At 54.6% G+C, this 23,571-nt stretch carries 17 protein-coding genes, 3 tRNA genes and 3 rRNA genes; 9 read left to right on the forward strand and 14 right to left on the reverse strand.

Features of this window, described 5'->3' with window-relative positions:
• The first annotated feature begins 146 nt into the window (after window positions 1-146).
• Window positions 147-1,049, forward strand: a complete 903-nt coding sequence (yafC, locus tag PU624_RS18800) for a DNA-binding transcriptional regulator YafC (RefSeq protein WP_283546179.1) — start codon at window positions 147-149, stop codon at window positions 1,047-1,049.
• Between the two features lie 144 nt (window positions 1,050-1,193).
• Here yafC and PU624_RS18805 read toward each other — a convergent pair.
• The 7 genes from PU624_RS18805 to gmhB form a co-directional block, all read right to left on the reverse strand.
• Window positions 1,194-1,270: transfer RNA gene (locus PU624_RS18805), tRNA-Asp, on the reverse strand.
• Window positions 1,271-1,357: 87 nt separating this feature from the next.
• A 5S ribosomal RNA gene (rrf, locus tag PU624_RS18810) occupies window positions 1,358-1,473 on the reverse strand.
• Between the two features lie 195 nt (window positions 1,474-1,668).
• A 23S ribosomal RNA gene (locus PU624_RS18815) occupies window positions 1,669-4,579 on the reverse strand.
• A gap of 207 nt (window positions 4,580-4,786) precedes the next feature.
• Window positions 4,787-4,862, reverse strand: a tRNA-Ala gene (locus tag PU624_RS18820).
• A 142-nt stretch (window positions 4,863-5,004) separates the two neighbouring features.
• Window positions 5,005-5,081, reverse strand: a tRNA-Ile gene (locus tag PU624_RS18825).
• 73 nt (window positions 5,082-5,154) lie between these two features.
• Window positions 5,155-6,697: ribosomal RNA gene (locus PU624_RS18830) — 16S ribosomal RNA — on the reverse strand.
• Together the 16S, 23S and 5S rRNA genes with 3 tRNA genes alongside form the textbook arrangement of a ribosomal RNA operon.
• A gap of 406 nt (window positions 6,698-7,103) precedes the next feature.
• A complete protein-coding gene (gmhB, locus tag PU624_RS18835; protein WP_179897816.1) occupies window positions 7,104-7,664 on the reverse strand; it encodes a D-glycero-beta-D-manno-heptose 1,7-bisphosphate 7-phosphatase in 561 nt (186 codons plus the stop codon).
• 189 nt (window positions 7,665-7,853) lie between these two features.
• Between gmhB and metN the strand changes: the two genes are divergently transcribed.
• The 6 genes from metN (at window position 7,854) to proS (ending at window position 13,417) form a co-directional block, all read left to right on the forward strand.
• Window positions 7,854-8,885 (forward strand): methionine ABC transporter ATP-binding protein MetN, encoded by a 1,032-nt coding sequence (metN, locus tag PU624_RS18840; protein WP_283546180.1) that lies wholly within the window; start codon window positions 7,854-7,856, stop codon window positions 8,883-8,885.
• Complete coding sequence (locus PU624_RS18845) at window positions 8,878-9,531, forward strand: methionine ABC transporter permease MetI (protein ID WP_283546181.1); 654 nt, start codon at window positions 8,878-8,880, stop codon at window positions 9,529-9,531. Before metN ends, PU624_RS18845 begins: the two co-directional genes overlap by 8 nt.
• A gap of 34 nt (window positions 9,532-9,565) precedes the next feature.
• On the forward strand, window positions 9,566-10,381 hold the full coding sequence (locus PU624_RS18850) for a MetQ/NlpA family lipoprotein (RefSeq protein ID WP_283546182.1): 816 nt from the start codon (window positions 9,566-9,568) through the stop codon (window positions 10,379-10,381).
• Window positions 10,382-10,509: 128 nt separating this feature from the next.
• Window positions 10,510-10,908, forward strand: a complete 399-nt coding sequence (gene rcsF / locus PU624_RS18855) for an envelope stress sensor lipoprotein RcsF (RefSeq protein ID WP_283546183.1) — start codon at window positions 10,510-10,512, stop codon at window positions 10,906-10,908.
• On the forward strand, window positions 10,905-11,609 hold the full coding sequence (gene tsaA, locus PU624_RS18860; protein ID WP_283546184.1) for a tRNA (N6-threonylcarbamoyladenosine(37)-N6)-methyltransferase TrmO: 705 nt from the start codon (window positions 10,905-10,907) through the stop codon (window positions 11,607-11,609). Before rcsF ends, tsaA begins: the two co-directional genes overlap by 4 nt.
• 89 nt (window positions 11,610-11,698) lie before the next feature.
• On the forward strand, window positions 11,699-13,417 hold the full coding sequence (proS, locus tag PU624_RS18865; RefSeq protein WP_283546185.1) for a proline--tRNA ligase: 1,719 nt from the start codon (window positions 11,699-11,701) through the stop codon (window positions 13,415-13,417).
• Window positions 13,418-13,535: 118 nt separating this feature from the next.
• Here the strand turns inward: proS and arfB are convergent, their stop codons facing one another.
• On the reverse strand, window positions 13,536-13,946 hold the full coding sequence (arfB, locus tag PU624_RS18870; RefSeq protein WP_283546186.1) for an alternative ribosome rescue aminoacyl-tRNA hydrolase ArfB: 411 nt from the start codon (window positions 13,944-13,946) through the stop codon (window positions 13,536-13,538).
• 217 nt (window positions 13,947-14,163) lie between these two features.
• Between arfB and PU624_RS18875 the strand changes: the two genes are divergently transcribed.
• On the forward strand, window positions 14,164-14,361 hold the full coding sequence (locus PU624_RS18875; RefSeq protein ID WP_283546187.1) for a YaeP family protein: 198 nt from the start codon (window positions 14,164-14,166) through the stop codon (window positions 14,359-14,361).
• The gene (gene rof / locus PU624_RS18880; protein ID WP_010254167.1) at window positions 14,351-14,611 is read left to right on the forward strand and encodes a Rho-binding antiterminator; all 261 of its coding nucleotides are present in this window, start codon (window positions 14,351-14,353) and stop codon (window positions 14,609-14,611) included. Before PU624_RS18875 ends, rof begins: the two co-directional genes overlap by 11 nt.
• Before the next feature lie 40 nt (window positions 14,612-14,651).
• On the opposite strand, the gene PU624_RS18885 is transcribed toward rof, so the two are convergent.
• The 6 genes from PU624_RS18885 to dnaE all read right to left on the reverse strand — a co-directional run bounded on the left by PU624_RS18885 (window position 14,652) and on the right by dnaE (window position 23,555).
• Window positions 14,652-14,960, reverse strand: coding sequence for a c-type cytochrome (locus tag PU624_RS18885; RefSeq protein WP_283546188.1), 309 nt, complete (start codon window positions 14,958-14,960; stop codon window positions 14,652-14,654).
• Window positions 14,960-16,279, reverse strand: coding sequence for a tRNA lysidine(34) synthetase TilS (gene tilS / locus PU624_RS18890; protein ID WP_283546189.1), 1,320 nt, complete (start codon window positions 16,277-16,279; stop codon window positions 14,960-14,962). Before tilS ends, PU624_RS18885 begins: the two co-directional genes overlap by 1 nt.
• A gap of 52 nt (window positions 16,280-16,331) precedes the next feature.
• Window positions 16,332-16,721 carry a VOC family protein gene (locus PU624_RS18895; RefSeq protein WP_283546190.1) on the reverse strand — a complete coding sequence of 130 codons (390 nt, stop codon included), beginning with the start codon at window positions 16,719-16,721 and terminating at the stop codon, window positions 16,332-16,334.
• Window positions 16,722-16,784: 63 nt separating this feature from the next.
• The gene (locus tag PU624_RS18900; RefSeq protein WP_283546191.1) at window positions 16,785-18,935 is read right to left on the reverse strand and encodes a lysine decarboxylase LdcC; all 2,151 of its coding nucleotides are present in this window, start codon (window positions 18,933-18,935) and stop codon (window positions 16,785-16,787) included.
• Between the two features lie 168 nt (window positions 18,936-19,103).
• The gene (gene accA / locus PU624_RS18905; RefSeq protein ID WP_003852630.1) at window positions 19,104-20,060 is read right to left on the reverse strand and encodes an acetyl-CoA carboxylase carboxyl transferase subunit alpha; all 957 of its coding nucleotides are present in this window, start codon (window positions 20,058-20,060) and stop codon (window positions 19,104-19,106) included.
• Between the two features lie 12 nt (window positions 20,061-20,072).
• Window positions 20,073-23,555, reverse strand: coding sequence for a DNA polymerase III subunit alpha (gene dnaE, locus PU624_RS18910; protein WP_283546192.1), 3,483 nt, complete (start codon window positions 23,553-23,555; stop codon window positions 20,073-20,075).
• Window positions 23,556-23,571 lie beyond the last annotated feature (16 nt).

Raw genomic sequence — 23,571 nt, forward strand, 5'->3', positions numbered from 1 at the left:
TAAAGCAGCTCTTTTAAGTTCGCTAAGCAAAACGAGGCAGATCGGAAGTGACATAGCGGTTGTCATCATCGGGGACTCTGAACTGGTTATCACAACATTATCGGCTATAAACTGACTTACCAGCCACGTCACTGCAGGGAGGAAGAATGAAGGCATCTTCTGACGAACTAAAGGTGTTTGTCAGCGTAGTAGAGAGTGGAAGTTTCAGTCGCGCTGCTGAACAGTTAAAGATGGCGAACTCTGCCGTCAGCAGGACCATTAAAAAGCTGGAGAGCAAGCTGGGTATCGCCCTGCTGACCCGCACAACGCGGCAGTTGGCACTGACGCAGGAAGGTGAACGCTATTTCCGCCACGTTCAGCGTTTTTTGCAGGAGATGACCACAGCGGAAAGTGATTTGATCGAAAGTCTGCAGGCGCCGAAAGGCCTGTTGCGGGTGGATGCCGCGACACCGGTTATTCTGCATCTACTGATGCCGATGATTAAGCCCTTTCGTCAGCGCTATCCTGAAGTGACTATTTCTTTAATCTCCTCAGAGAGTTTCATCAACCTGATTGAGCGAAAAGTCGATATCGCCATTCGCGCCGGCAATCTGACCGACTCAACGCTGCGCGCCCGGCTGCTGTTCAATAGCTTTCGCAGGGTAGTTGCCTCACCCGCCTATCTTCGTGAGCATGGGATACCGCAAACGGTGGCTGAGCTGGATAACCATTATTGTCTAGGTTTTGATGACTCTCCAAAACTCAATCGCTGGCCCGTCGCCCGTGAAAGCGGTGAACTCTATGATATCAACTGGGCTCTTTCTTCGAACAGCGGTGAGACGATTAAGCAGCTCTGCCTTACCGGTAATGGTATTGCCTGTCTGTCGGACTATATGATCGATCGTGAGGTGGCGGAGGGAACACTGGTGGAAGTGCTGGCCGATCAGCGTCTGCCGGTGAAGATGCCCTTCAATGCGGTTTACTACAGCGATACTGGTGTGAGTCAGCGTGTGCGGGCTTTTATCGATTTTCTCAGTGAGTGGACAGCTGAGCAGCCGTGGCGCACCTGAACTCTGTAGCAGCAGGCCTTGTCGGGATCTGTTGCTACAACAGGATCCTGGAGATCGAAGAGAATCAACGCGGAGCGCTTTTCCGGGTTGAATTTACTCCAATGGAAAAAGCCCTGACCGTTAAGTCAGGGCTTTCCAATTAAGTGGCGGAACGGACGGGGCTCGAACCCGCGACCCCCTGCGTGACAGGCAGGTATTCTAACCAACTGAACTACCGCTCCACCGATTCTTTCACAGCTCTCAGCAACTGGCTGAGAGCCGTCTGTTCCTGTTGCTTTCCTTGTCAGGGGAAAAGGAACGAATTTGATGCCTGGCAGTTCCCTACTCTCGCATGGGGAGACCCCACACTACCATCGGCGCTACGGCGTTTCACTTCTGAGTTCGGCATGGGGTCAGGTGGGACCACCGCGCTACAGCCGCCAGGCAAATCTTGGTGCACGAAACGAATCTTCTGCGCTGCTCCTGCGTTACCTGCGCTTGCAGCCTCAGTCACATACTTCAGTATGCTCCTTCCGCTGCGGCACTGGCCGCCTTGCATCAGCACAGAATCTTTCGTTTCCGCTAATTTTATCCGTCACAAGCTGAAAATCGTGTCTCTCAAAAACGCCTCTGGCGTTGTAAGGTTAAGCCTCACGGGTCATTAGTACCGGTTAGCTCAACGCATCGCTGCGCTTACACACCCGGCCTATCAACGTCGTAGTCTTCAACGTCCCTTCAGGACTCTCAAAGGAGTCAGGGAGAACTCATCTCGGGGCAAGTTTCGTGCTTAGATGCTTTCAGCACTTATCTTTTCCGCACTTAGCTACCGGGCAATGCCATTGGCATGACAACCCGAACACCAGTGGTGCGTTCACTCCGGTCCTCTCGTACTAGGAGCAACCCCCCTCAATTCTCCAGCGCCCACGGCAGATAGGGACCGAACTGTCTCACGACGTTCTAAACCCAGCTCGCGTACCACTTTAAACGGCGAACAGCCGTACCCTTGGGACCTACTTCAGCCCCAGGATGTGATGAGCCGACATCGAGGTGCCAAACACCGCCGTCGATATGAACTCTTGGGCGGTATCAGCCTGTTATCCCCGGAGTACCTTTTATCCGTTGAGCGATGGCCCTTCCATTCAGAACCACCGGATCACTATGACCTGCTTTCGCACCTGCTCGAGCCGTCACTCTCGCAGTCAAGCCAGCTTATGCCATTGCACTAACCTCACGATGTCCGACCGTGATTAGCTGACCTTCGTGCTCCTCCGTTACTCTTTAGGAGGAGACCGCCCCAGTCAAACTACCCACCAGACACTGTCCGCAGCCCGGATTACGGGCCTACGTTAGAACATCAAACATTAAAGGGTGGTATTTCAAGGTTGGCTCCACGCGAACTGGCGTCCGCGCTTCAAAGCCTCCCACCTATCCTACACATCAAGGCTCAATGTTCAGTGTCAAGCTGTAGTAAAGGTTCACGGGGTCTTTCCGTCTTGCCGCGGGTACACTGCATCTTCACAGCGAGTTCAATTTCACTGAGTCTCGGGTGGAGACAGCCTGGCCATCATTACGCCATTCGTGCAGGTCGGAACTTACCCGACAAGGAATTTCGCTACCTTAGGACCGTTATAGTTACGGCCGCCGTTTACCGGGGCTTCGATCAAGAGCTTCTCCTTGCGGATAACCCCATCAATTAACCTTCCGGCACCGGGCAGGCGTCACACCGTATACGTCCACTTTCGTGTTTGCACAGTGCTGTGTTTTTAATAAACAGTTGCAGCCAGCTGGTATCTTCGACTGGCTTCAGCTCGGGGAGCAAGTCCCTCCACCTACGCGCCAGCGTGCCTTCTCCCGAAGTTACGGCACCATTTTGCCTAGTTCCTTCACCCGAGTTCTCTCAAGCGCCTTGGTATTCTCTACCTGACCACCTGTGTCGGTTTGGGGTACGATTCTGTGTTACCTGATGCTTAGAGGCTTTTCCTGGAAGCTGGGCATTTATCACTTCAGCACCGTAGTGCCTCGTCGTCACGCCTCAGCGTTAACAAGAGTCCGGATTTACCTAAACTCTCCGCCTACACGCTTAAACCGGGACAACCGTCGCCCGGCTGATATAGCCTTCTCCGTCCCCCCTTCGCAGTAACACCGAGTACAGGAATATTAACCTGTTTCCCATCGACTACGCCTTTCGGCCTCGCCTTAGGGGTCGACTCACCCTGCTCCGATTAACGTTGAACAGGAACCCTTGGTCTTCCGGCGAGCGGGCTTTTCACCCGCTTTATCGTTACTTATGTCAGCATTCGCACTTCTGATACCTCCAGCAGCCCTCACAGGCCACCTTCGACGGCTTACAGAACGCTCCCCTACCCAACAACGCCTAAGCGTCGCTGCCGCAGCTTCGGTGCATGGTTTAGCCCCGTTACATCTTCCGCGCAGGCCGACTCGACCAGTGAGCTATTACGCTTTCTTTAAATGATGGCTGCTTCTAAGCCAACATCCTGGCTGTCTGTGCCTTCCCACATCGTTTCCCACTTAACCATGACTTTGGGACCTTAGCTGGCGGTCTGGGTTGTTTCCCTCTTCACGACGGACGTTAGCACCCGCCGTGTGTCTCCCGTGATAACATTCTTCGGTATTCGCAGTTTGCATCGGGTTGGTAAGCCGGGATGGCCCCCTAGCCGAAACAGTGCTCTACCCCCGAAGATGAGTTCACGAGGCGCTACCTAAATAGCTTTCGGGGAGAACCAGCTATCTCCCGGTTTGATTGGCCTTTCACCCCCAGCCACAGGTCATCCGCTAATTTTTCAACATTAGTCGGTTCGGTCCTCCAGTTAGTGTTACCCAACCTTCAACCTGCCCATGGCTAGATCACCGGGTTTCGGGTCTATACCCTGCAACTTAACGCCCAGTTAAGACTCGGTTTCCCTGCGGCTCCCCTATACGGTTAACCTTGCTACAGAATATAAGTCGCTGACCCATTATACAAAAGGTACGCAGTCACCCTGATAAATCAAGGCTCCCACTGCTTGTACGTACACGGTTTCAGGTTCTGTTTCACTCCCCTCGCCGGGGTTCTTTTCGCCTTTCCCTCACGGTACTGGTTCACTATCGGTCAGTCAGGAGTATTTAGCCTTGGAGGATGGTCCCCCCATATTCAGACAGGATACCACGTGTCCCGCCTTACTCATCGAGCTCACAGCATGTGTGTTTTTGTGTACGGGAGTATCACCCTGTACCCTGCGACTTTCCAGACGCTTCCACTAACACACAAGCTGATTCAGGCTCTGGGCTGCTCCCCGTTCGCTCGCCGCTACTGGGGGAATCTCGGTTGATTTCTTTTCCTCGGGGTACTTAGATGTTTCAGTTCCCCCGGTTCGCCTTGCAGCACTATGTATTCATGCTGCAATGATGCACAGAGTGCACCGGGTTTCCCCATTCGGACATCGACGGCTGTAGCGGTTCATATCACCTTACCGTCGCTTTACGCAGATTAGCACGTCCTTCATCGCCTCTGACTGCCTGGGCATCCACCGTGTACGCTTAGTCGCTTAACCTCACAACCCACAGGCGTTTTACAACGCTGCGAATTGCAAGCATTTGAGAGACTCGAACATGTCGTGTTTTTCATTCTTATTACGGAGAATGAAAACGACATGTCGTTTCAATTTTCAGCTTGTTCCGGATTGTTAAAGAGCATAATACTTCGCAGCACACCGTTGCCGGTACGCTCTGAAGTATTCAGAAAAAACAGATAAACGGTATGGTGGAGCTAAGCGGGATCGAACCGCTGACCTCCTGCGTGCAAGGCAGGCGCTCTCCCAGCTGAGCTATAGCCCCATACAGTTACTGCAGAGACCACTACTACCACTCAACCGAGTACACTTCGTGAGAAATGTAATTCGTGCTCAGGCAAGGCATGTTTCCGCGAAGCATAGTGAACTATGCAAGCCGGGAACATAACGCAGCGTGAGTGCGAATTTGGTAGGCCTGAGTGGACTTGAACCACCGACCTCACCCTTATCAGGGGTGCGCTCTAACCACCTGAGCTACAAGCCTGTAGAGGTTTTTTCTGCTCGTTACTTTTTATCAGACAATCTGTGTGGACACTGCGCGGGAAGGTATCTTCAGGTAAGGAGGTGATCCAACCGCAGGTTCCCCTACGGTTACCTTGTTACGACTTCACCCCAGTCATGAATCACAAAGTGGTAAGCGCCCTCCCGAAGGTTAAGCTACCTACTTCTTTTGCAACCCACTCCCATGGTGTGACGGGCGGTGTGTACAAGGCCCGGGAACGTATTCACCGTGGCATTCTGATCCACGATTACTAGCGATTCCGACTTCACGGAGTCGAGTTGCAGACTCCGATCCGGACTACGACGCACTTTGTGAGGTCCGCTTGCTCTCGCGAGGTCGCTTCTCTTTGTATGCGCCATTGTAGCACGTGTGTAGCCCTACTCGTAAGGGCCATGATGACTTGACGTCATCCCCACCTTCCTCCGGTTTATCACCGGCAGTCTCCTTTGAGTTCCCACCATTACGTGCTGGCAACAAAGGATAAGGGTTGCGCTCGTTGCGGGACTTAACCCAACATTTCACAACACGAGCTGACGACAGCCATGCAGCACCTGTCTCAGCGTTCCCGAAGGCACCAAGGCATCTCTGCCAAGTTCGCTGGATGTCAAGAGTAGGTAAGGTTCTTCGCGTTGCATCGAATTAAACCACATGCTCCACCGCTTGTGCGGGCCCCCGTCAATTCATTTGAGTTTTAACCTTGCGGCCGTACTCCCCAGGCGGTCGACTTAACGCGTTAGCTCCGGAAGCCACTCCTCAAGGGAACAACCTCCAAGTCGACATCGTTTACGGCGTGGACTACCAGGGTATCTAATCCTGTTTGCTCCCCACGCTTTCGCACCTGAGCGTCAGTCTTTGTCCAGGGGGCCGCCTTCGCCACCGGTATTCCTCCAGATCTCTACGCATTTCACCGCTACACCTGGAATTCTACCCCCCTCTACAAGACTCAAGCCTGCCAGTTTCAAATGCAGTTCCCAGGTTAAGCCCGGGGATTTCACATCTGACTTAACAGACCGCCTGCGTGCGCTTTACGCCCAGTAATTCCGATTAACGCTTGCACCCTCCGTATTACCGCGGCTGCTGGCACGGAGTTAGCCGGTGCTTCTTCTGCGGGTAACGTCAATCGACACGGTTATTAACCGCGTCGCCTTCCTCCCCGCTGAAAGTACTTTACAACCCGAAGGCCTTCTTCATACACGCGGCATGGCTGCATCAGGCTTGCGCCCATTGTGCAATATTCCCCACTGCTGCCTCCCGTAGGAGTCTGGACCGTGTCTCAGTTCCAGTGTGGCTGGTCATCCTCTCAGACCAGCTAGGGATCGTCGCCTAGGTGGGCCATTACCCCGCCTACTAGCTAATCCCATCTGGGTTCATCCGATAGTGAGAGGCCCGAAGGTCCCCCTCTTTGGTCTTGCGACGTTATGCGGTATTAGCCACCGTTTCCAGTGGTTATCCCCCTCTATCGGGCAGATCCCCAGACATTACTCACCCGTCCGCCACTCGTCACCCAAGGAGCAAGCTCCTCTGTGCTACCGTCCGACTTGCATGTGTTAGGCCTGCCGCCAGCGTTCAATCTGAGCCATGATCAAACTCTTCAATTTAAGTTTGATTTGCTTAAACAAGTTAAGCGGTGCTCATCTGTAAAACGTCATAATGAATTTCATTATGTGTTCACTCGTGAGACTTGATATTTTGTTGCGTCCGGAGACGCTGATATCAATCCTGCGAGTGCCCACACAGATTGTCTGATAAATTGTTAAAGAGCAGTGCGAACAGTGCGTTAGCGTCCTGTCGCGAGGTGGCGTATATTACGCTTTCCTCCTGCAGAGTCAACCTCTATTTCAGAAGTTTTTCTCCGGCGGCGCAGTCTCCTGTGCCTCCCAACCCGTTTTCCCGTTGCCGGTTTGCCGTGTCAGTGGAGGCGCATTATAGGGAACGGCTGAGATAGCGCAAGTGCAAATTAAGACTTTTTTGCTGTTCGCCTGAAATTTGCACAAAAGCGCCGTTTTAACCCTTTTTAATGCGTCCTGGCAGCTCTGCAAGGCTATTAATTACCCAATCTGCTGCCGCTTCGCCTTCAGCCGTAACCGGTTTGCCGCTGCGCACCAATACTTTGGTGCCGACACCGGCAGCTTTCCCGGCCAGCATATCCTCCAGCTTGTCACCCACCATATAAGAAGCCGCCATATCAATATGCAGTTCTTCCTGAGCTGTCAGCAGCATGCCTGGCTGCGGCTTACGGCAGTCACATTCCTGACGGAACGCTTCGACCGTTGCTTCCGGATGGTGAGGACAGAAATAGATGCCATCAAGATCAACATCGCGATCGGCCAGCGACCAGTCCATCCATTCTGTCAGACGCATAAAGGTATCTTCGGTAAACATACCGCGCGCTATGCCAGACTGATTGGTCACAACCACCAGCGCATATCCCATTGCCTTCAGTTGTTGCAGCGCTTCAATGGTGCCGTCAATAAACTGGAAGTCATCGATCTCATGGACATAGCCATTGTCGACATTAAGGGTGCCATCACGATCAAGAAAAATAGCGGGGACTTTATTCGCCACGTAGAAACTCCTGCTGTAAAAATTGCCGATCAGTATCGCATGATTGCTATAAAAGGGAGAATGTCAGATTGAATCACTTCCATTGATTTAGACGTCTGGATGCCTTAACATCCATCCAGCTTTTATTATGTATAGAAGTGACGAGGCCTCCCACACCACGGACAACGCAACACGATAATAAATAACATAATGATTAAACTAGAAAATATCACCAAGGTGTTTCAGCAGGGCACACGGTCCATTCCGGCATTGACGGATGTGAGCCTGCATGTGCCTGCCGGACAGATTTATGGCGTTATCGGCGCTTCCGGTGCCGGTAAAAGTACGCTGATTCGTTGCGTTAACCTGCTGGAGCGCCCGACTTCGGGCCGTGTACTGGTCGACGGCGCTGATCTAACCGCACTCAACGAACGTCAGTTAACGCAGGCACGCCGCCAGATCGGCATGATCTTCCAGCACTTTAACCTGATGAACTCACGCACCGTCGCGGGCAACGTCTCTCTTCCACTGGAACTCGGTAATCTCTCCCGCGCTCAGATCAATGCTCGCGTCACGGAGCTGCTGGAACTGGTGGGATTATCAGATAAGCATGATGCCTGGCCCGCCAATCTGTCGGGCGGACAGAAGCAGCGTGTCGCGATTGCCCGTGCTCTGGCCAGCAATCCCAAGGTTCTGCTATGTGATGAAGCCACCAGCGCACTGGATCCTGCGACGACGCGCTCAATTCTGGAATTGCTTAAAGATATCAACCGCCGGCTTGGGCTGACGATTCTGCTCATCACCCATGAGATGGATGTGGTGAAACGTATCTGCGATCAGGTTGCGGTCATCAGTCACGGTGAGCTGATTGAGAAAGATAGCGTCAGTGAAGTGTTCTCTCATCCGAAGACGCCTCTGGCGCAGCAGTTTATTCAGTCCACGCTGCATCTGGATATCCCGGATGATTACCAGCAGCGTCTTTCTGCCACCGCCGCTGAAGGCACCGTGCCGCTGCTGCGACTGGAATTCACCGGTAAATCGGTTGATGCACCACTGCTTTCCGAAGCGGCCCGCCGTTACAACGTGAATAACAACATTATCAGTGCCCAGATGGATTACGCCGGTGGCGTGAAGTTCGGCATTATGCTGGCCGAAATGCACGGCGCAGAAAGCGATACCCGCGAGGCGATAGTCTGGCTGAAGGAGAATCATGTGAAAGTAGAGGTGTTAGGTTATGTCTGAAGCGATGATGTGGTTGCTGGGACGGGGCGTGTGGGAAACGCTGATGATGACCTTCGTCTCGGGCTTTTTCGGTTTTGTACTGGGCCTGCCGGTCGGCGTTTTACTCTATGTGACTCGTCCGGGGCAGATTCTGCAGAATCAGGGACTTTATCGCGTGCTCTCCGCGATGGTGAATATCTTCCGCTCGATTCCTTTCATTATCCTGCTGGTCTGGATGATTCCCTTTACCCGCATAATTGTTGGCACCTCAATCGGACTGCAGGCGGCCATCGTGCCGTTGACCGTCGGCGCGGCACCGTTTATTGCGCGTATGGTTGAGAACGCCCTGCTGGAACTGCCCACCGGTCTGATTGAAGCGTCACGTGCCATGGGCGCCACGCCAATGCAGATCATCCGTAAAGTTCTGCTGCCGGAAGCGATGCCGGGGCTGGTGAACGCCGCGACGATTACTCTGATTACCCTGGTCGGTTACTCCGCCATGGGTGGCGCGGTGGGCGCCGGTGGTCTGGGCCAGATCGGTTATCAGTATGGTTATATCGGATATAACGCCACTGTGATGAATACGGTATTGGTGTTGTTAGTGGTTTTGGTGTATCTCATTCAATTCTGTGGCGACCGCATCGTGCGTGCTGTGTCCCATAAATAAGCAAGCAATATCACATTATTAAGAAGGAAAGGATATGTCTTTCAGATTCAAGAAAATTGCCGCTGTGGGTGCACTGATTGGCGCGATTGCGCTGGCAGGATGCGATCAAAAAGAGAAAGACCCTAACCACATCAAAGTGGGTGTGATTGTCGGTGCTGAGCAGCAGGTTGCTGAAGCAGCGCAGAAAGTTGCCAAAGAGAAATATGGTCTGGACGTTGAGCTGGTCACTTTCAACGATTACGTGCTGCCGAATGAAGCGCTGAGCAAAGGCGATATCGACGTTAACGCCTTCCAGCACAAACCTTACCTTGATCAGCAGATCAAAGATCGTGGCTACAAGCTGGTTTCAGTAGGTAACTCTTTCGTCTACCCAATCGCGGGCTATTCGAAGAAGATCAAATCACTGGATGAGCTGCAGGATGGTGCGCAGGTTGCTATTCCAAACGATCCAACCAACCTGGGCCGTACACTGCTGCTGCTGCAGAAAGTGGGTCTGATCAAACTGAAAGATGGCGTGGGCTTGCTGCCAACCTCACTGGATATCACTGAGAACCCTAAGCATCTGAAAATTGTTGAGCTGGAAGCGCCGCAGTTGCCACGCTCACTGGACGATCAGCAGATTGCGCTGGCGGTGATCAACACCACCTACGCCAGCCAGATTGGCCTGACGCCAGCCAAAGATGGCATCTTCGTTGAAGATAAAGATTCACCTTATGTGAACCTGATTGTTGCGCGCGAAGATAATAAAGATGCGGAAAACGTGAAGAAGTTCGTCAAGGCTTACCAGTCTGACGAAGTAAACGAAGCAGCTAACAAAGTCTTTAACGGCGGCGCAGTTAAAGGCTGGTAATTCAGCGGTTCATCTCCTGAAGGGCGGCGCTATGCCGCCCTTTCTGTTATTGGGTGCCCTGCCCGACTTGTTATTTATTCTTGTCCTTGTTTCAATAACGCCACTTTTTGAAACCTGAGGATGTTGCCATGCGTTTTTTACCGCTCTGCTTGTTAGCATTGATGCTGACAGGGTGTGTTCATGAGTATCACCCGATAAGCAGCGCACCGTCCCGGCCGCAGCAATCCAGTGAACCGACCCGCAAGCCTGTTGCACGCCCTGCCCCGGTTAAGCTTTATACCGATGCCGCCGATCTGGTCAGCAAGCCGTTCCGCGATCTGGGTGAAGTCTCCGCTGAAGATTGCCAGATGAGCAATCAGAATTCCCCGGCAAACATCGCCACGGCACGTAAACGTCTGCAGATCAAAGCGTCACAGATGAAGGCCAATGCCGTACTGCTGCATCAGTGTGAAATCGTCACCGGTACACCGGGCTGTTATCGTCAGGCTGTCTGTCAGGGCTCAGCGCTGAAAGTCAGCAGTCAATGAGTGAATTCACCTTTGCGCAGATTGGCGTAATCCGTTCGCCGTGGAAGGAGAAGTTTGCCGTACCGCGTCAGCCTGGCCTGGTGCAGGATGGCGGCGGCGAGCTTCACCTGCAGCCACCTTACAATCAGCCGGAAGCGGTACGCGGACTGGAAGCGTTCAGCCACCTATGGCTGCTGTTTGTCTTCCATCAGACGATGGAGGGCGGATGGCGTCCCACCGTTCGCCCTCCCCGGCTGGGCGGCAATGCGCGCATGGGTGTCTTCGCGACACGTTCAACGTTCCGTCCCAATCCCATTGGGATGTCGCTGGTTGAACTCAAAGGTATCAGGATTGAAAAACAGCAGGTGATCCTGCAGCTTGGCAGTCTGGATCTGGTCGATGGCACGCCGGTGGTGGATATCAAACCTTATCTGCCCTTTGCCGAAGCGCTGCCTCATGCCCAGGCGGGTTTTGCTCAGGCGGCCCCTGCCGCTGATATGCCGGTTCGCTTTTCCGCACTGGCCCAACAGCAGCTTCATCAGCTGTCGCGCTACCCCAATCTGGCACGCTTTATCAGTGAAGTACTGGCACAGGATCCCCGTCCCGCTTACCGTCAGGGCGAAACGCAGGAGCGGGAATATGCGGCCTGGCTGATGGATTTTAATGTACGCTGGCGCATTGACGATGCCGGTACTGAAGTGATCGCTATCGACCCGCGTTAAAACCCGCTTTTGAGCCGGTGATCTCACTGGTACACTAGCCGCCAGCAAAATTCTGTCTGTGACTTTCCGATCAACTGGAACCGTAATCAATGCGTACTACTCAATATCTGCTCTCTACTCAGAAAGAGACGCCTTCCGACGCTGAAGTGATCAGCCACCAGCTGATGCTGCGCGCCGGTATGATCCGCAAACTGGCTTCGGGCTTGTACACCTGGTTACCGACCGGTGTTCGCGTGCTGAAAAAAGTCGAAAACATCGTTCGTGAAGAGATGAACAACGCGGGCGCGGTTGAGATTTTAATGCCGGTTGTGCAGCCCGCCGACCTGTGGCAGGAGAGCGGTCGCTGGGAGGAGTACGGCCCGGAACTGTTGCGTATTGCCGATCGCCACGAGCGTCCGTTCGTGCTGGGTCCGACGCATGAAGAGGTGGTCACTGACCTGATCCGCAATGAGCTGAGCTCTTACAAGCAATTGCCACTCAACCTGTATCAGATTCAGACCAAATTCCGCGATGAAGTGCGTCCGCGTTTTGGCGTGATGCGTTCACGCGAGTTCATCATGAAAGATGCTTACTCGTTCCACACGTCGCAGGAGTCGCTGCAGGAAACGTATGACGCGATGTATCGCGCCTATAGCCAGATCTTCAGCCGTATGGGACTGGATTTCCGTGCTGTGCAGGCCGACACCGGCTCCATTGGCGGCAGCGCATCACATGAGTTCCAGGTGCTGGCGCAGAGCGGTGAAGATGATGTGATCTTCTCTACCGATTCTGATTACGCCGCGAACATTGAGCTGGCCGAAGCCGTTGCACCCGCCGGTGAACGTCCCGCGCCGTCGCAGGAAATGCAGCTGGTCGAGACGCCAGATGCAAAAACTATCGCAGAGCTGGTTGAGCAATTCAGTGTGCCTGTTGAAAAGACAGTGAAAACGCTGATTGTTAAAGGTGCCGAAGAGAGCGGCCATGCGCTGGTTGCCCTGCTGGTTCGCGGCGATCATCAGCTGAATGAGATCAAAGCAGAGAAATCAGCAATCGTTGCATCACCGCTGGTGTTCGCGACGGAAGAAGAGATTCGTGCTGCTGTAGGCGCCGGTCCGGGTTCAATCGGACCCGTAGGTCTGCAGATGCCGATCATTGCCGACCGTACCGTGGCGAAGATGAGCGATTTCAGCGCCGGTGCCAATGTCGATGGTAAACACTACTTCGGCATTAACTGGGAGCGCGATCTGCCGCTGGCCAGCGTTGCGGATATCCGTAATGTCGTCGAAGGCGATTTAAGCCCGGATGGCAAAGGTACGCTGCAGATTAAACGCGGCATCGAAGTGGGTCACATCTTCCAGCTCGGCACCAAGTATTCTGACGCGCTGAAAGCCTCCGTTCAGGGTGAAGATGGCCGTAATCAGGTGATGAGCATGGGCTGCTACGGCATTGGCATCACCCGCGTGGTGGCCGCAGCCATTGAGCAGAACCATGACGATCGCGGCATCATCTGGCCAGCCGCACTGGCACCTTTCGAGGTGGCGATTCTGCCGATGAATATGCAGAAATCGTTCCGCGTTAAAGAGCTGGCGGAAGAGCTGTATGCCACTCTGCGTGCCAAAGGTGTTGAAGTTATCCTGGATGACCGTAAAGAGCGTCCGGGCGTGATGTTCGCAGATATGGAACTGATCGGTGTGCCACACACCATCGTCATCGGCGATCGCAATCTCGATAATCAGGAGATTGAATACAAATCACGTCGCGCCGGTGAGAAGCAGATGATTAAGCAGGATGAAATCGTTGATTTCCTGCTGAAGGCTCTGAATAAGTAAGCTTTGAAGGAACGGTCAGATGCCTCGCTTGTGGGACGTTTGACAGCTGAAGAGTTTGCCCGGTTGCTTTGAAACCGGGCAAACTCAGGAAACAAACGCCCCGCCTGCGGGGCGTTTTTTATTGCACCTTGCCGCGCATCGATTTCGTCGAACTGCGGCGGGCTTTTCCTTCCAGGCGTCGCTCTTTCGAGGCGCGGGTCGGCCGCGTGGCGCGCCGGGCTTTTTCTACGGTACTCAGCTCCTGGATCAGATTCACCAGACGTTGCAGCGCCGCTTCACGATTCATCTCCTGACTGCGATACTCCTGCGCCTTAATCACCACGACGCCATCACCGGTAATCAGATGATGACTGGCGGTCAGTAACCGCTCTTTGTAAAACGCGGGCAGTGAAGAGGCCGAAATATCGAAGCGCAGATGAATGGCGGTGCTGGCTTTGTTGACATGTTGTCCGCCAGCGCCCTGAGCACGAATCGCCGTCAGCTCGATCTCACTCTCCGGAATCTCAACCGAACGGGATAGCATAATCATTGACTCGCTCCCCACACCTTAATCACGTTGACCTCCGATAACCTGTTCATCAAATTAACCTTTTGTGCGCTGATTCATTCCGCCTCAGACAGCGGAATCTGTCACTTTAGCAGTGATTCGCGCACTGTTCCTGCTTTACGCAGGCTGATTTCCTCTAAATGGCTATGATATAGTCGCCAGTTAACCAGAGTATTTACGCTCTGCCGAGGAGGGCCACGTGCAAAATTATTGTGAGTTAGTTCGCCGGAAATATGCCGAAATCGGCAGCGGGGATTTAGGTTACATACCGGATGCGATTGGCTGCGCATTGAAGGCGCTTAATGATGTTGCCGCAAATACTGAGCTAAACTCTTCTGTCAGGGAACAGGCGGCCTACGCCGCTGCTAACTTATTGGTGAGCGACTATGTTGATTAATGAAGCGTACCAACCTATCAATTGCGATGATTACGATAACCTGGAACTCGCCTGCCAGAACAACTGGATGCTGTCGCTGGAAATGAAAGATGGCGAGCAGCTTAAGGCAAAGGCTAAAGAGATCTTCTCACGCAAGAATGTGGAATATCTGGCTATCGATCTTTCTGGTGAACATCGCGAATTACGTCTCGACCATATCGCCAGCTTTACCCATCCCGAGCTGGGTACGGTCGTTGTCAGCGCTGAGTAATCCACGCATCACGGGCGGGACCTTCCCGCCCTGTTAAATCTCAGGGCTGCAACGAACTGTAATACGCCGCCAGATCCGCCATATCGTCGTCACTCAATCCCGCCACAAACGCCTTCATCACCTCAGCCTGACCGCCACTGCGCTCGCCCTTTTTATAGGCCTGCAGGGCATGTTCCAGATAAGGTGCGTGTTGCCCGGCCAGGTTCGGGTAAAGTGGCACCGCAGCTTTACCGGCTGCACCATGACAGGCCATGCAACTCCCTGCTTTCTGCGCGCCACGCTGCGCATCCCCCGCTGCCCATGCCGGTAACACGGCGGCCACTAAACAGGCGATAAGCCATTGCTTCATTATTGTTGCTCTCCTGCACTGGATGCCCCGTCCCAGACAATCTGCCAGCCCTGCCGATCGCTGGCCGCGCCAGCATGGGTGACAAACAGGTTCGGAACACAGATCAGCGTCTGGTTATAAAAAATTAACGGCAGCCGTTCCCGCTGCCACGGTGGTATCTGTAACTCCTGCCACAGCTTTTTCATTTCCCTTCCGCCGTGACGACCCACCAGATGAACGTGACCCTGCGCATGAAACCGCACGCTGACCTGCTCATCCGGCTGAGGATAGCGCAACAGGCTCTGAGACTGACTGGCACGCAACGTGCCGAGATGCTGCGGTAACGCCAGCGGCTGGCTGAGATCGGGCCATGCCAGCGTGGTGTCACGCAGTGAGTTCAGCAACGGCAGCCAGTAGAGCTGCTGACGGTAACGGCGAAGTTCAGCCTGACCGAATCGCAGCCGCGGCTGCGCATCCTCCCGGCTCGCCATCACTTCATCGTGGATGCGTTTCAGCGCCTCCCGGGACGGCATCACCCCGCCCTGCCCGGCAATCCAGCGACGCAGTAACGCATTAGCTCGCAGCTCACTCATGGCCATTAAAGGCGGAAAGTGCAGGCTGCCATCTGGCTGGATGAGCTCAGCCAGTTGCCCGGCGAGCAGTTCATCCAGCAACTGCTCCTGCTCACTGCACAACGCCGCACTTCGGGCTGTTGCCTCGGCAAAATGGGGCCAGCGCTGGTAAAGCACCGGCAGCAACCGCTGACGGAGGAAGTTACGGTCATAGCGTTGATCCTGATTGCTCTCATCTTCGATCCACACCAGCTGATGGGCGCTGGCATAGGCTTCCAGCGACTGACGCGACTGATTTAGCAACGGACGCACCAGCTGATGGGAACCCAGCGCGCGCGCAGCGGGCATCGCCGCCAGACCGGCCGGACCGCTGCCGCGCTTCAGTGCCAGCATAAAAGTTTCACACTGATCGTCGAGGTGCTGCGCGGTGAGTAACACTTCACCCGGCAGCAGTGCCGCACTCAGCGCCTGATAACGGACGGTGCGGGCCGCCGCTTCAAGGCCGTTTTCTCTGCCATCCACGGTCACGCGCAGTACCTCACACGACAGCTGCCACTGCTCGCATACCGACAGGCAATGTGCTGCCCAGCAATCGGCATTCGGGCTGAGCCCGTGGTGAACATGCAACGCCCGCAGGTGCGATTCGGGATGCTGCTGTTGCCAGGCGCGAAGCTGGTGCAGCAGCACGGTCGAATCGAGTCCGCCACTGAATGCCACCACCAGCGCGGCATCGGGTTGCAACAGGGCGTCAAAAGCGGGCAGAGACATGGCAAAATCCAGAAAGTCGGGCCACTGAATGTCGCCCGCTGAGCACGCTATTTTACGCCTGATACAGCTCCAGCGGCAAACCATCCGGATCCGCAAAGAACGTACACTGTTTACCGGTCAGTTCATCGATGCGAATCGGCTCGCAGATAACACCTTTATCGGCCAGCGTGGCGACAGCAGCGGCCACATCCGGCACGGTAAAGGCCAGGTGACGCAGGCCACAGGCTTCGGGATGGCTGACCCGCGCCGGCGGCTCAGGGAAAGAGAACAGCTCAATGGTATAGCGATCCTGTAAGGCCAGGTCGCCTTTCCAGGAATCGCGCGCCTCGCGGTAATATTCGCCCATCAGGCGAAAGCCCAGCACGTCACAATAGAACGCTTTGCTGCGCTGATAGTCGGACGCGATGATGGCGATGTGGTGAATAGCGGTTAACTGCAACATAGTGAATGTCCTGATTCGGGCAGGCTGTCCGCAGACACCCTGCCGCTGTGAGTGGTTTAAGAGTTAAGCGGGATCGTTTTTCAGCACGCGGACGCGGTACTCGCCCTCTTCCGTCAGGCTGGCACCATGAATATCGGTTTCGAAGCCTGGATAATGCCGGCCAATGCTGCAGAGCATCAGCAGGAAGTCGAGCACGGCACGGCTCTTCTCGGTAATCATCTCGCCCGGCATCACCAGTGGAACGCCTGGCGGATAAGGCAGAATCATGTTGGCCGACACCCGCCCGACCAGTTCGCTGAGATCCACCGTTTCGATGTTGCCCTTCACCTGCTGCTGAAACGCCTGATGCGGCGTCATCTTCATTTCTGGCAGCACATCGAACGCCTGCAGCATCAGACGCGGCAGGTCATGATGGCGGATCAGCTGATGGATCCCCTGCGCCAGCGTCTGAATGCGCATATTGCGATAGAAGTCGGGATCTTCGGCGTAGAGATCCGGCAGCATGTTCTTCACCCGCAGATTGAGATCGTAGGCGCGTTTAAACTCGGTCAGACCGCGCAGCACGCTCATCGCTTTGGTTTTGTCGATGCCGATGCTGAACAGGAACAGCAGGTTGTAGGGGCCGGTTTTTTCCACCACGATGCCGCGCTCATCAAGGAACTTAGCCACCAGCGCCGCCGGGATCCCCTCGTCTGCCATCTCACCCAGCTCGCTCATGCCCGGCGTCAGGATAGTAACTTTGATCGGATCGAGGTACATGTGATCGCGATCGGCCTGAGTGAATCCGTGCCACTCTTCTTCACCGGGCTGGATCGCCCAGCACTGCGCTTCGTCGATCTGTTCCGGCTGCCAGATATCAAAGAACCAGCTGTCGGACTCTTCACGCAGGCGCTGAATCTCACGACGGAAGTGCAACGCCCGCTCCACCGAGCGATTAATCAGTCGCTTGCCGGGATTACCGCGCAGCATCGCGGCGGCAGTTTCAATCGAAGAGACGATGGCGTAATTCGGCGAAGTGGTGGTGTGCATCATGTAGGCTTCGTTAAACGTCTGTTCGTCGTAGTCGCCTTTAATGTGAATCATGGACGCCTGCGAAAACGCCGCCAGCAGTTTGTGGGTCGACTGCGTTTCATATACCACTTTGCCCGGGACACGGTCGCCACTCATGCCGCTTTTACCGGCGTAGATCGGGTGGAAATTGGTGTAAGGCACCCAGGCCGAATCGAAATGAATCGACGGCACATCCAGCGTCTCTTTGATGTACTGGGTGCTGTAGAGCAGACCATCGTAAGTCGAGTTCGTGATCACCGCATGAACCGGCCAGGTGGCGCGATCGGTGGTCGCCACCTTCTGCGTAATGCTCTCGCGGGTGAACTCATGCTTCGGAATACCGCCGAGAATCCCCAGCGCATTGCGGGTCGGCTTCAGCCAGATCGGAATCAGATCGCTCATCATCAGCAGATGCGTCAGAGACTTGTGGCAGTTACGGTCAATCAGCACGGTGCTGCCGGCCGGGGCGGCATACATGCCGACAATTTTGTTCGACGTTGAAGTGCCGTTGGTCACCATGTAACTCTGCTCGGCGCCAAAAGTGCGGGCGATATACTCTTCCGCTTCAAGGTGCGGGCCGGTGTGATCCAGCAGCGAACCCAGCTCGGTAACGGAAATTGAGATGTCTGATTTCAGGGTATTAGCCCCGAAGAAATCGTAAAACAGGCAGCCGACCGGGCTTTTCTGAAAGGCGGTGCCCGCCATATGGCCTGGCGTGCAGAAAGTGTACTTGCCCTCTTTCACATAGGTGAACAGCGCTTTAGTCAGCGGCGGCGTAATGTGGTCGAGATAGTCATCGGTATATTGCCGGATATGCAGCGCGATATCGTCGGCGGCATTCAGCGCATACTCAAAGAAATGCAGCGGCATACGCATCTCATTGATGCTGATGTCCATCTGCGAGTGGGTGTTGATAAAGGCATACAGTGGCAGATATTCGTTGAGCTGATTAATCTCACCGCACAGTTCCGGACTGTTGTGTGCATCCCAGTCGAAGATGACGCCGCTAATACGCGGATTGTGTTCGATCAGTTTCAGCAGATCGTCACTGTTTTTCGGGTAAAGCAGCTGGAAGCCTTGCAGATTTAACGCCGCGTCGAGTTCGCGTAACGGTTCATCTTTATAAAACACGCCGTGCGCGCCCATGATCGCCAGAATATTCAATGCCCATCTCCGTGATTGTTGTGCAACCGGACAAGCATAACCGCTAACCCAGGGAAGGTGTAGCAAGGGGACGATCAGATGAGGCTGAAAGGCGTCGGATGGGGAGTGGCGATAAACCGGCGACATAAAAAAAGCGGACCGGAGTCCGCTTTTATTGATGAAGCTAAATCAGGCGTAGCCGTAGCTCATCAGGCGCTGATAACGACGATCCAGCAACTCTTCAGTGCTGAGTCCATCGAGATCGGCCAGGTCAGCCAGCAGCTGCTGCTTCAGTGACTGCGCCATATCAACCGGACGGCGATGTGCGCCCCCCAGCGGCTCAGGGATCACGGAGTCAATCAGCTTCAGCTCTTTCAGGCGGTGAGCGGTAATGCCCATCGCTTCAGCGGCCAGCGGCGCTTTGTCAGCGCTTTTCCACAGAATTGAGGCACAGCCTTCCGGCGAGATGACTGAATAGGTGCTGTACTGCAGCATATTCACTTTATCGCCCACGCCAATCGCCAGCGCACCACCAGAACCGCCCTCACCGATGACCGTACAGATTACCGGTACTTTCAGGCCAGACATTTCACGCAGGTTACGGGCGATCGCTTCAGACTGCCCACGCTCTTCCGCGCCCACGCCCGGATACGCACCCGGTGTGTCGATGAAGGTGATGATTGGCATTTTGAAACGCTCAGCCATCTCCATCAGGCGCAGCGCTTTGCGATAGCCTTCCGGTGCTGGCATGCCGAAGTTACGGCGAATCTTCTCTTTGGTTTCACGGCCTTTCTGGTGCCCGATGATCATCACCGGACGTCCATCCAGACGCGCAATCCCGCCCACAATCGCTTTGTCATCCGCGTAAGCACGGTCGCCCGCCAGCTCATCGAAATCGTCGAAAGCATTGCGAACGTAGTCAAAGGTGTAAGGACGTAACGGATGACGCGCCAGTTGAGCGATCTGCCATGCGCCCAAATCAGCGAAGATTTTACGGGTCAGCTCAACGCTTTTCTCACGCAGACGCTGAACTTCTTCATCCAGATTAACGTGTTTATCATCCTGACGACCAATCGAAGTCAGCGAATCAATCTTCGCTTCCAGTTCTGCAATTGGCTGTTCAAAATCCAGGTAATTAAGACTCATAATGTTCCTGTTCTAGTCAAACTCCAGTTCCACCTGCTCCGATCCAATCAACGAGCGCAGATCGTTAAGTAAACGATCGCTGGGCGAAATTCGCCACGCTGCACCAAAGCGCAGCTTCGCTCGCGCGTCGGCTCTCTGATAGTAGAGATGCACCGGAATAGTCCCTGATCGATGGGGTTCCAGGGACTGACGGAGTCGGTTTAATAGCTGGTCATCAATTTGCCTGTCCGTCAGCGAGATAGCAAGTCCGCGCGCGTATTTTTCGCGAGCTTCGTCGATGTCCATGACTTCACGAGCGGTCATTTTAAGCCCGCCACTGAAGTCATCAAAGCTGACCTGTCCGCTGACGATCAGGATTCGGTCTTTCTCCAGCAGCTGCTGGTATTTATCTAACGCATCGGTAAATAACATCACCTCAAGACGACCGGAGCGATCGTCCAGAGTACAGATACCAATTCGGTTGCCGCGCTTGGTGACCATTACGCGTGCGGCGATCACCAGACCGGCCGCCACGGTAATTTTTCCCCGATCGGTAGGATGCATATCTTTCAGTCGCACCCCGCCAACGTAACGCTCAATTTCTTTCAGATACTGATTAATCGGGTGGCCGGTCAGGTATAGCCCGAGCGTTTCCCGTTCACCCTCCAGCTGCACCTGCTCAGGCCAGGGCGTGACGCTGGCGTAGGATTTCTCCACCTGCTCCGGCTCTTCGGCCAGCACGCCAAACATATCGGCCTGACCAATCGCTTCCGCTTTCGCATGCTGATCGGCGGCTTTTAACGCGTCGCTGAGTGAACTCATCAGCGCGGCGCGATGCGGTCCGAGGCGATCGAAAGCCCCGGACATGATCAGTTTTTCCATCACCCGACGGTTGATCTTTTTGGTGTCGGTACGGGCGCAGAGATCAAACAGTTCGCGGAAATATCCGCCTTCGTTACGGGCATCGATGATCGCTTCGATCGGGCCTTCACCCACGCCTTTGATCGCGCCGATACCGTAAACGATCTCGCCCGCTTCATTGACGTGGAACGGATAAAGACCAGAGTTGATATCGGGCGGCAGAACTTTCAGCCCCATACGCCAGCACTCATCGACCAGGCCCACCACTTTCTCGGTGTTATCCATATCGGCAGTCATTACCGCCGCCATGAACTCAGCCGGATAGTGCGCTTTCAGCCACAGGGTCTGATAGGAGACCAGCGCGTAAGCCGCAGAGTGTGACTTGTTAAAGCCATAGCCTGCAAATTTTTCGACCAGATCGAAGATCTTCATCGACAGTTCGCCGTCGATGCCCATACTTTCAGCGCCGTCACGGAAGACTGAACGCTGTTTGGCCATCTCCTCGGGTTTCTTTTTACCCATTGCACGACGCAGCATATCTGCACCGCCCAGGGTATAGCCGGAGAGAACCTGGGCGATCTGCATCACCTGTTCCTGATAGAGGATGATGCCGTAGGTCGGCTCCAGTACCGGTTTCAGGCTTTCGTGCTGCCACTGGATATCCGGGTAAGAGATCGCTTCACGGCCATGCTTACGGTCGATGAAGTTATCTACCATGCCGGACTGCAGCGGACCCGGACGGAACAGTGCCACCAGTGCGATCATATCTTCGAAGCAGTCGGGCTTCAGGCGCTTAATCAGATCTTTCATGCCGCGCGATTCAAGCTGGAACACCGCGGTGGTTTCCGAACGCTGCAGCATATCGAAGCTTTTCTTATCATCCAGCGGGATAGAGGCGATATCGATCGGCTCCAGCCCCTGCTTTTCCCGGCGCGGGTTGATCATCTTCAGCGCCCAGTCGATGATCGTCAGCGTACGCAGACCCAGGAAGTCGAACTTCACCAGGCCGGCATATTCCACATCGTTTTTATCGAACTGCGTGACCGGGAACTGTCCATGCTCATCACAATAGAGCGGCGCAAAATCGGTGATCTTCGTGGGCGCGATGACCACGCCACCCGCATGTTTACCGGCGTTACGCGTGACCCCTTCCAGCTTGCGCGCCATGTCGATTAGCGCTTTCACCTCTTCATCGGCGTCATACATCGCAGGAAGCTGCGGTTCAGCGATAAAGGCTTTTTCCAGCGTCATACCGGGATCGGGTGGGATCAGTTTTGAAATACGATCGACAAAACCATACGGATGACCCAGCACGCGGCCCACATCGCGGATAACCGCTTTGGCCGCCATGGTACCGAAGGTGATAATCTGGGAAACCGCTTCACGTCCGTACATATCTGCGACGTGTTCGATCACCTGATCGCGTTTCTCCATGCAGAAGTCGACGTCGAAGTCGGGCATCGAGACACGTTCCGGGTTCAGGAAGCGTTCGAACAGCAGGTCAAATTCCAGCGGATCGATATCCGTGATTTTCAGCGCATAGGCCACCAGCGAACCGGCACCCGAACCACGGCCGGGTCCGACCGGCACGCCGTTATCCTTGGACCACTGGATGAACTCCATTACGATCAGGAAGTAACCGGGGAAGCCCATCTGGTTAATAACGGTAAGCTCAATCTCCAGACGCTCATCATATTCCGGGCGTTTCTCCAGACGTTCGGCTTCGTCCGGGAAGAGGAATTCAAGACGCTCTTCCAGGCCCTCACGGGATTTCACCACCAGATAATCTTCCGTGGTCATGTCACCGGTCGGGAACTGCGGCAGGAAGTACTCACCCAGCCGCACCGTGACGTTACAACGCTTAGCAATCTCTACGCTGTTTTCCAGCGCTTCCGGGATGTCCGAAAACAGCTCGCACATCTCCTCTTCGCTGCGCATATATTGCTGAGGACTGTAGTTGCGTGGACGCTTGGGATCATCCAGCGTATAGCCGTCATGAATGGCAACGCGAATTTCGTGCGCATCGAAATCTTCTGCATTGATAAAGCAGACTTCATTGGTGGCGACGACCGGTATTCCCTCTGCAATCGCCAGTTCCACTGCGGCATGCAGATAGCTCTCTTCGTCCTGACGGCCCGTACGAATCAGCTCAAGGTAGTAACGATCGGGGAAATGCTGCTGATAAAACGACAGGCACTGCGACACCAGGGCACTGTTGCCACGCAGCAGGCTGCGACCCACATCACCACGGCGTCCGCCGGACAGCAGGATTAATCCTTCCTGCAATTCAATCAGCCAGTCGCGATCGATGATGGGCCCGTCCACGCCATAACCACGCTGATAGGCGCGGGAGATCAGCAGCGTCAGGTTCTGATAGCCGGTGTTACTGGACGCCAGCACGGTAAGCTGTGTCAGTTCATCCCCCATCAGCTCACTGGCAACGTTGAAATCGGCACCAATGACCGGCTTTATCCCTGCGCTGTGTGCGCCACCGTAAAATTTCACCAGACCACAGAGGTTAGTGAAGTCGGTTATCGCGATAGCAGGCATGCCAAGGGCAGCCGCTTTCTTGATCAACGGCCCGGTTTTCGCCAGGCCATCAACCATCGAATAGTCACTGTGGACACGCAGATGTATAAAACGGGGTTCAGCCATATCAGTTTCCGGTTAA

It is taken from the genome of Pantoea sp. Lij88 (assembly GCF_030062155.1).
Taxonomy (GTDB): domain Bacteria; phylum Pseudomonadota; class Gammaproteobacteria; order Enterobacterales; family Enterobacteriaceae; genus Pantoea.

What these genes read in the sequence shown, in the direction of transcription:
- yafC (WP_283546179.1), top strand. Translation starts at nt 147, where the DNA reads ATGAAGGCATCTTCTGACGAACTAAAGGTGTTTGTCAGCGTAGTAGAG.
- metN (WP_283546180.1), top strand. Translation starts at nt 7,854, where the DNA reads ATGATTAAACTAGAAAATATCACCAAGGTGTTTCAGCAGGGCACACGG.
- PU624_RS18845 (WP_283546181.1), top strand. Translation starts at nt 8,878, where the DNA reads ATGTCTGAAGCGATGATGTGGTTGCTGGGACGGGGCGTGTGGGAAACG.
- PU624_RS18850 (WP_283546182.1), top strand. Translation starts at nt 9,566, where the DNA reads ATGTCTTTCAGATTCAAGAAAATTGCCGCTGTGGGTGCACTGATTGGC.
- rcsF (WP_283546183.1), top strand. Translation starts at nt 10,510, where the DNA reads ATGCGTTTTTTACCGCTCTGCTTGTTAGCATTGATGCTGACAGGGTGT.
- tsaA (WP_283546184.1), top strand. Translation starts at nt 10,905, where the DNA reads ATGAGTGAATTCACCTTTGCGCAGATTGGCGTAATCCGTTCGCCGTGG.
- proS (WP_283546185.1), top strand. Translation starts at nt 11,699, where the DNA reads ATGCGTACTACTCAATATCTGCTCTCTACTCAGAAAGAGACGCCTTCC.
- arfB (WP_283546186.1), bottom strand. Translation starts at nt 13,946, where the DNA reads ATGATTATGCTATCCCGTTCGGTTGAGATTCCGGAGAGTGAGATCGAG.
- rof (WP_010254167.1), top strand. Translation starts at nt 14,351, where the DNA reads ATGTTGATTAATGAAGCGTACCAACCTATCAATTGCGATGATTACGAT.
- PU624_RS18885 (WP_283546188.1), bottom strand. Translation starts at nt 14,960, where the DNA reads ATGAAGCAATGGCTTATCGCCTGTTTAGTGGCCGCCGTGTTACCGGCA.
- tilS (WP_283546189.1), bottom strand. Translation starts at nt 16,279, where the DNA reads ATGTCTCTGCCCGCTTTTGACGCCCTGTTGCAACCCGATGCCGCGCTG.
- PU624_RS18895 (WP_283546190.1), bottom strand. Translation starts at nt 16,721, where the DNA reads ATGTTGCAGTTAACCGCTATTCACCACATCGCCATCATCGCGTCCGAC.
- accA (WP_003852630.1), bottom strand. Translation starts at nt 20,060, where the DNA reads ATGAGTCTTAATTACCTGGATTTTGAACAGCCAATTGCAGAACTGGAA.
- dnaE (WP_283546192.1), bottom strand. Translation starts at nt 23,555, where the DNA reads ATGGCTGAACCCCGTTTTATACATCTGCGTGTCCACAGTGACTATTCG.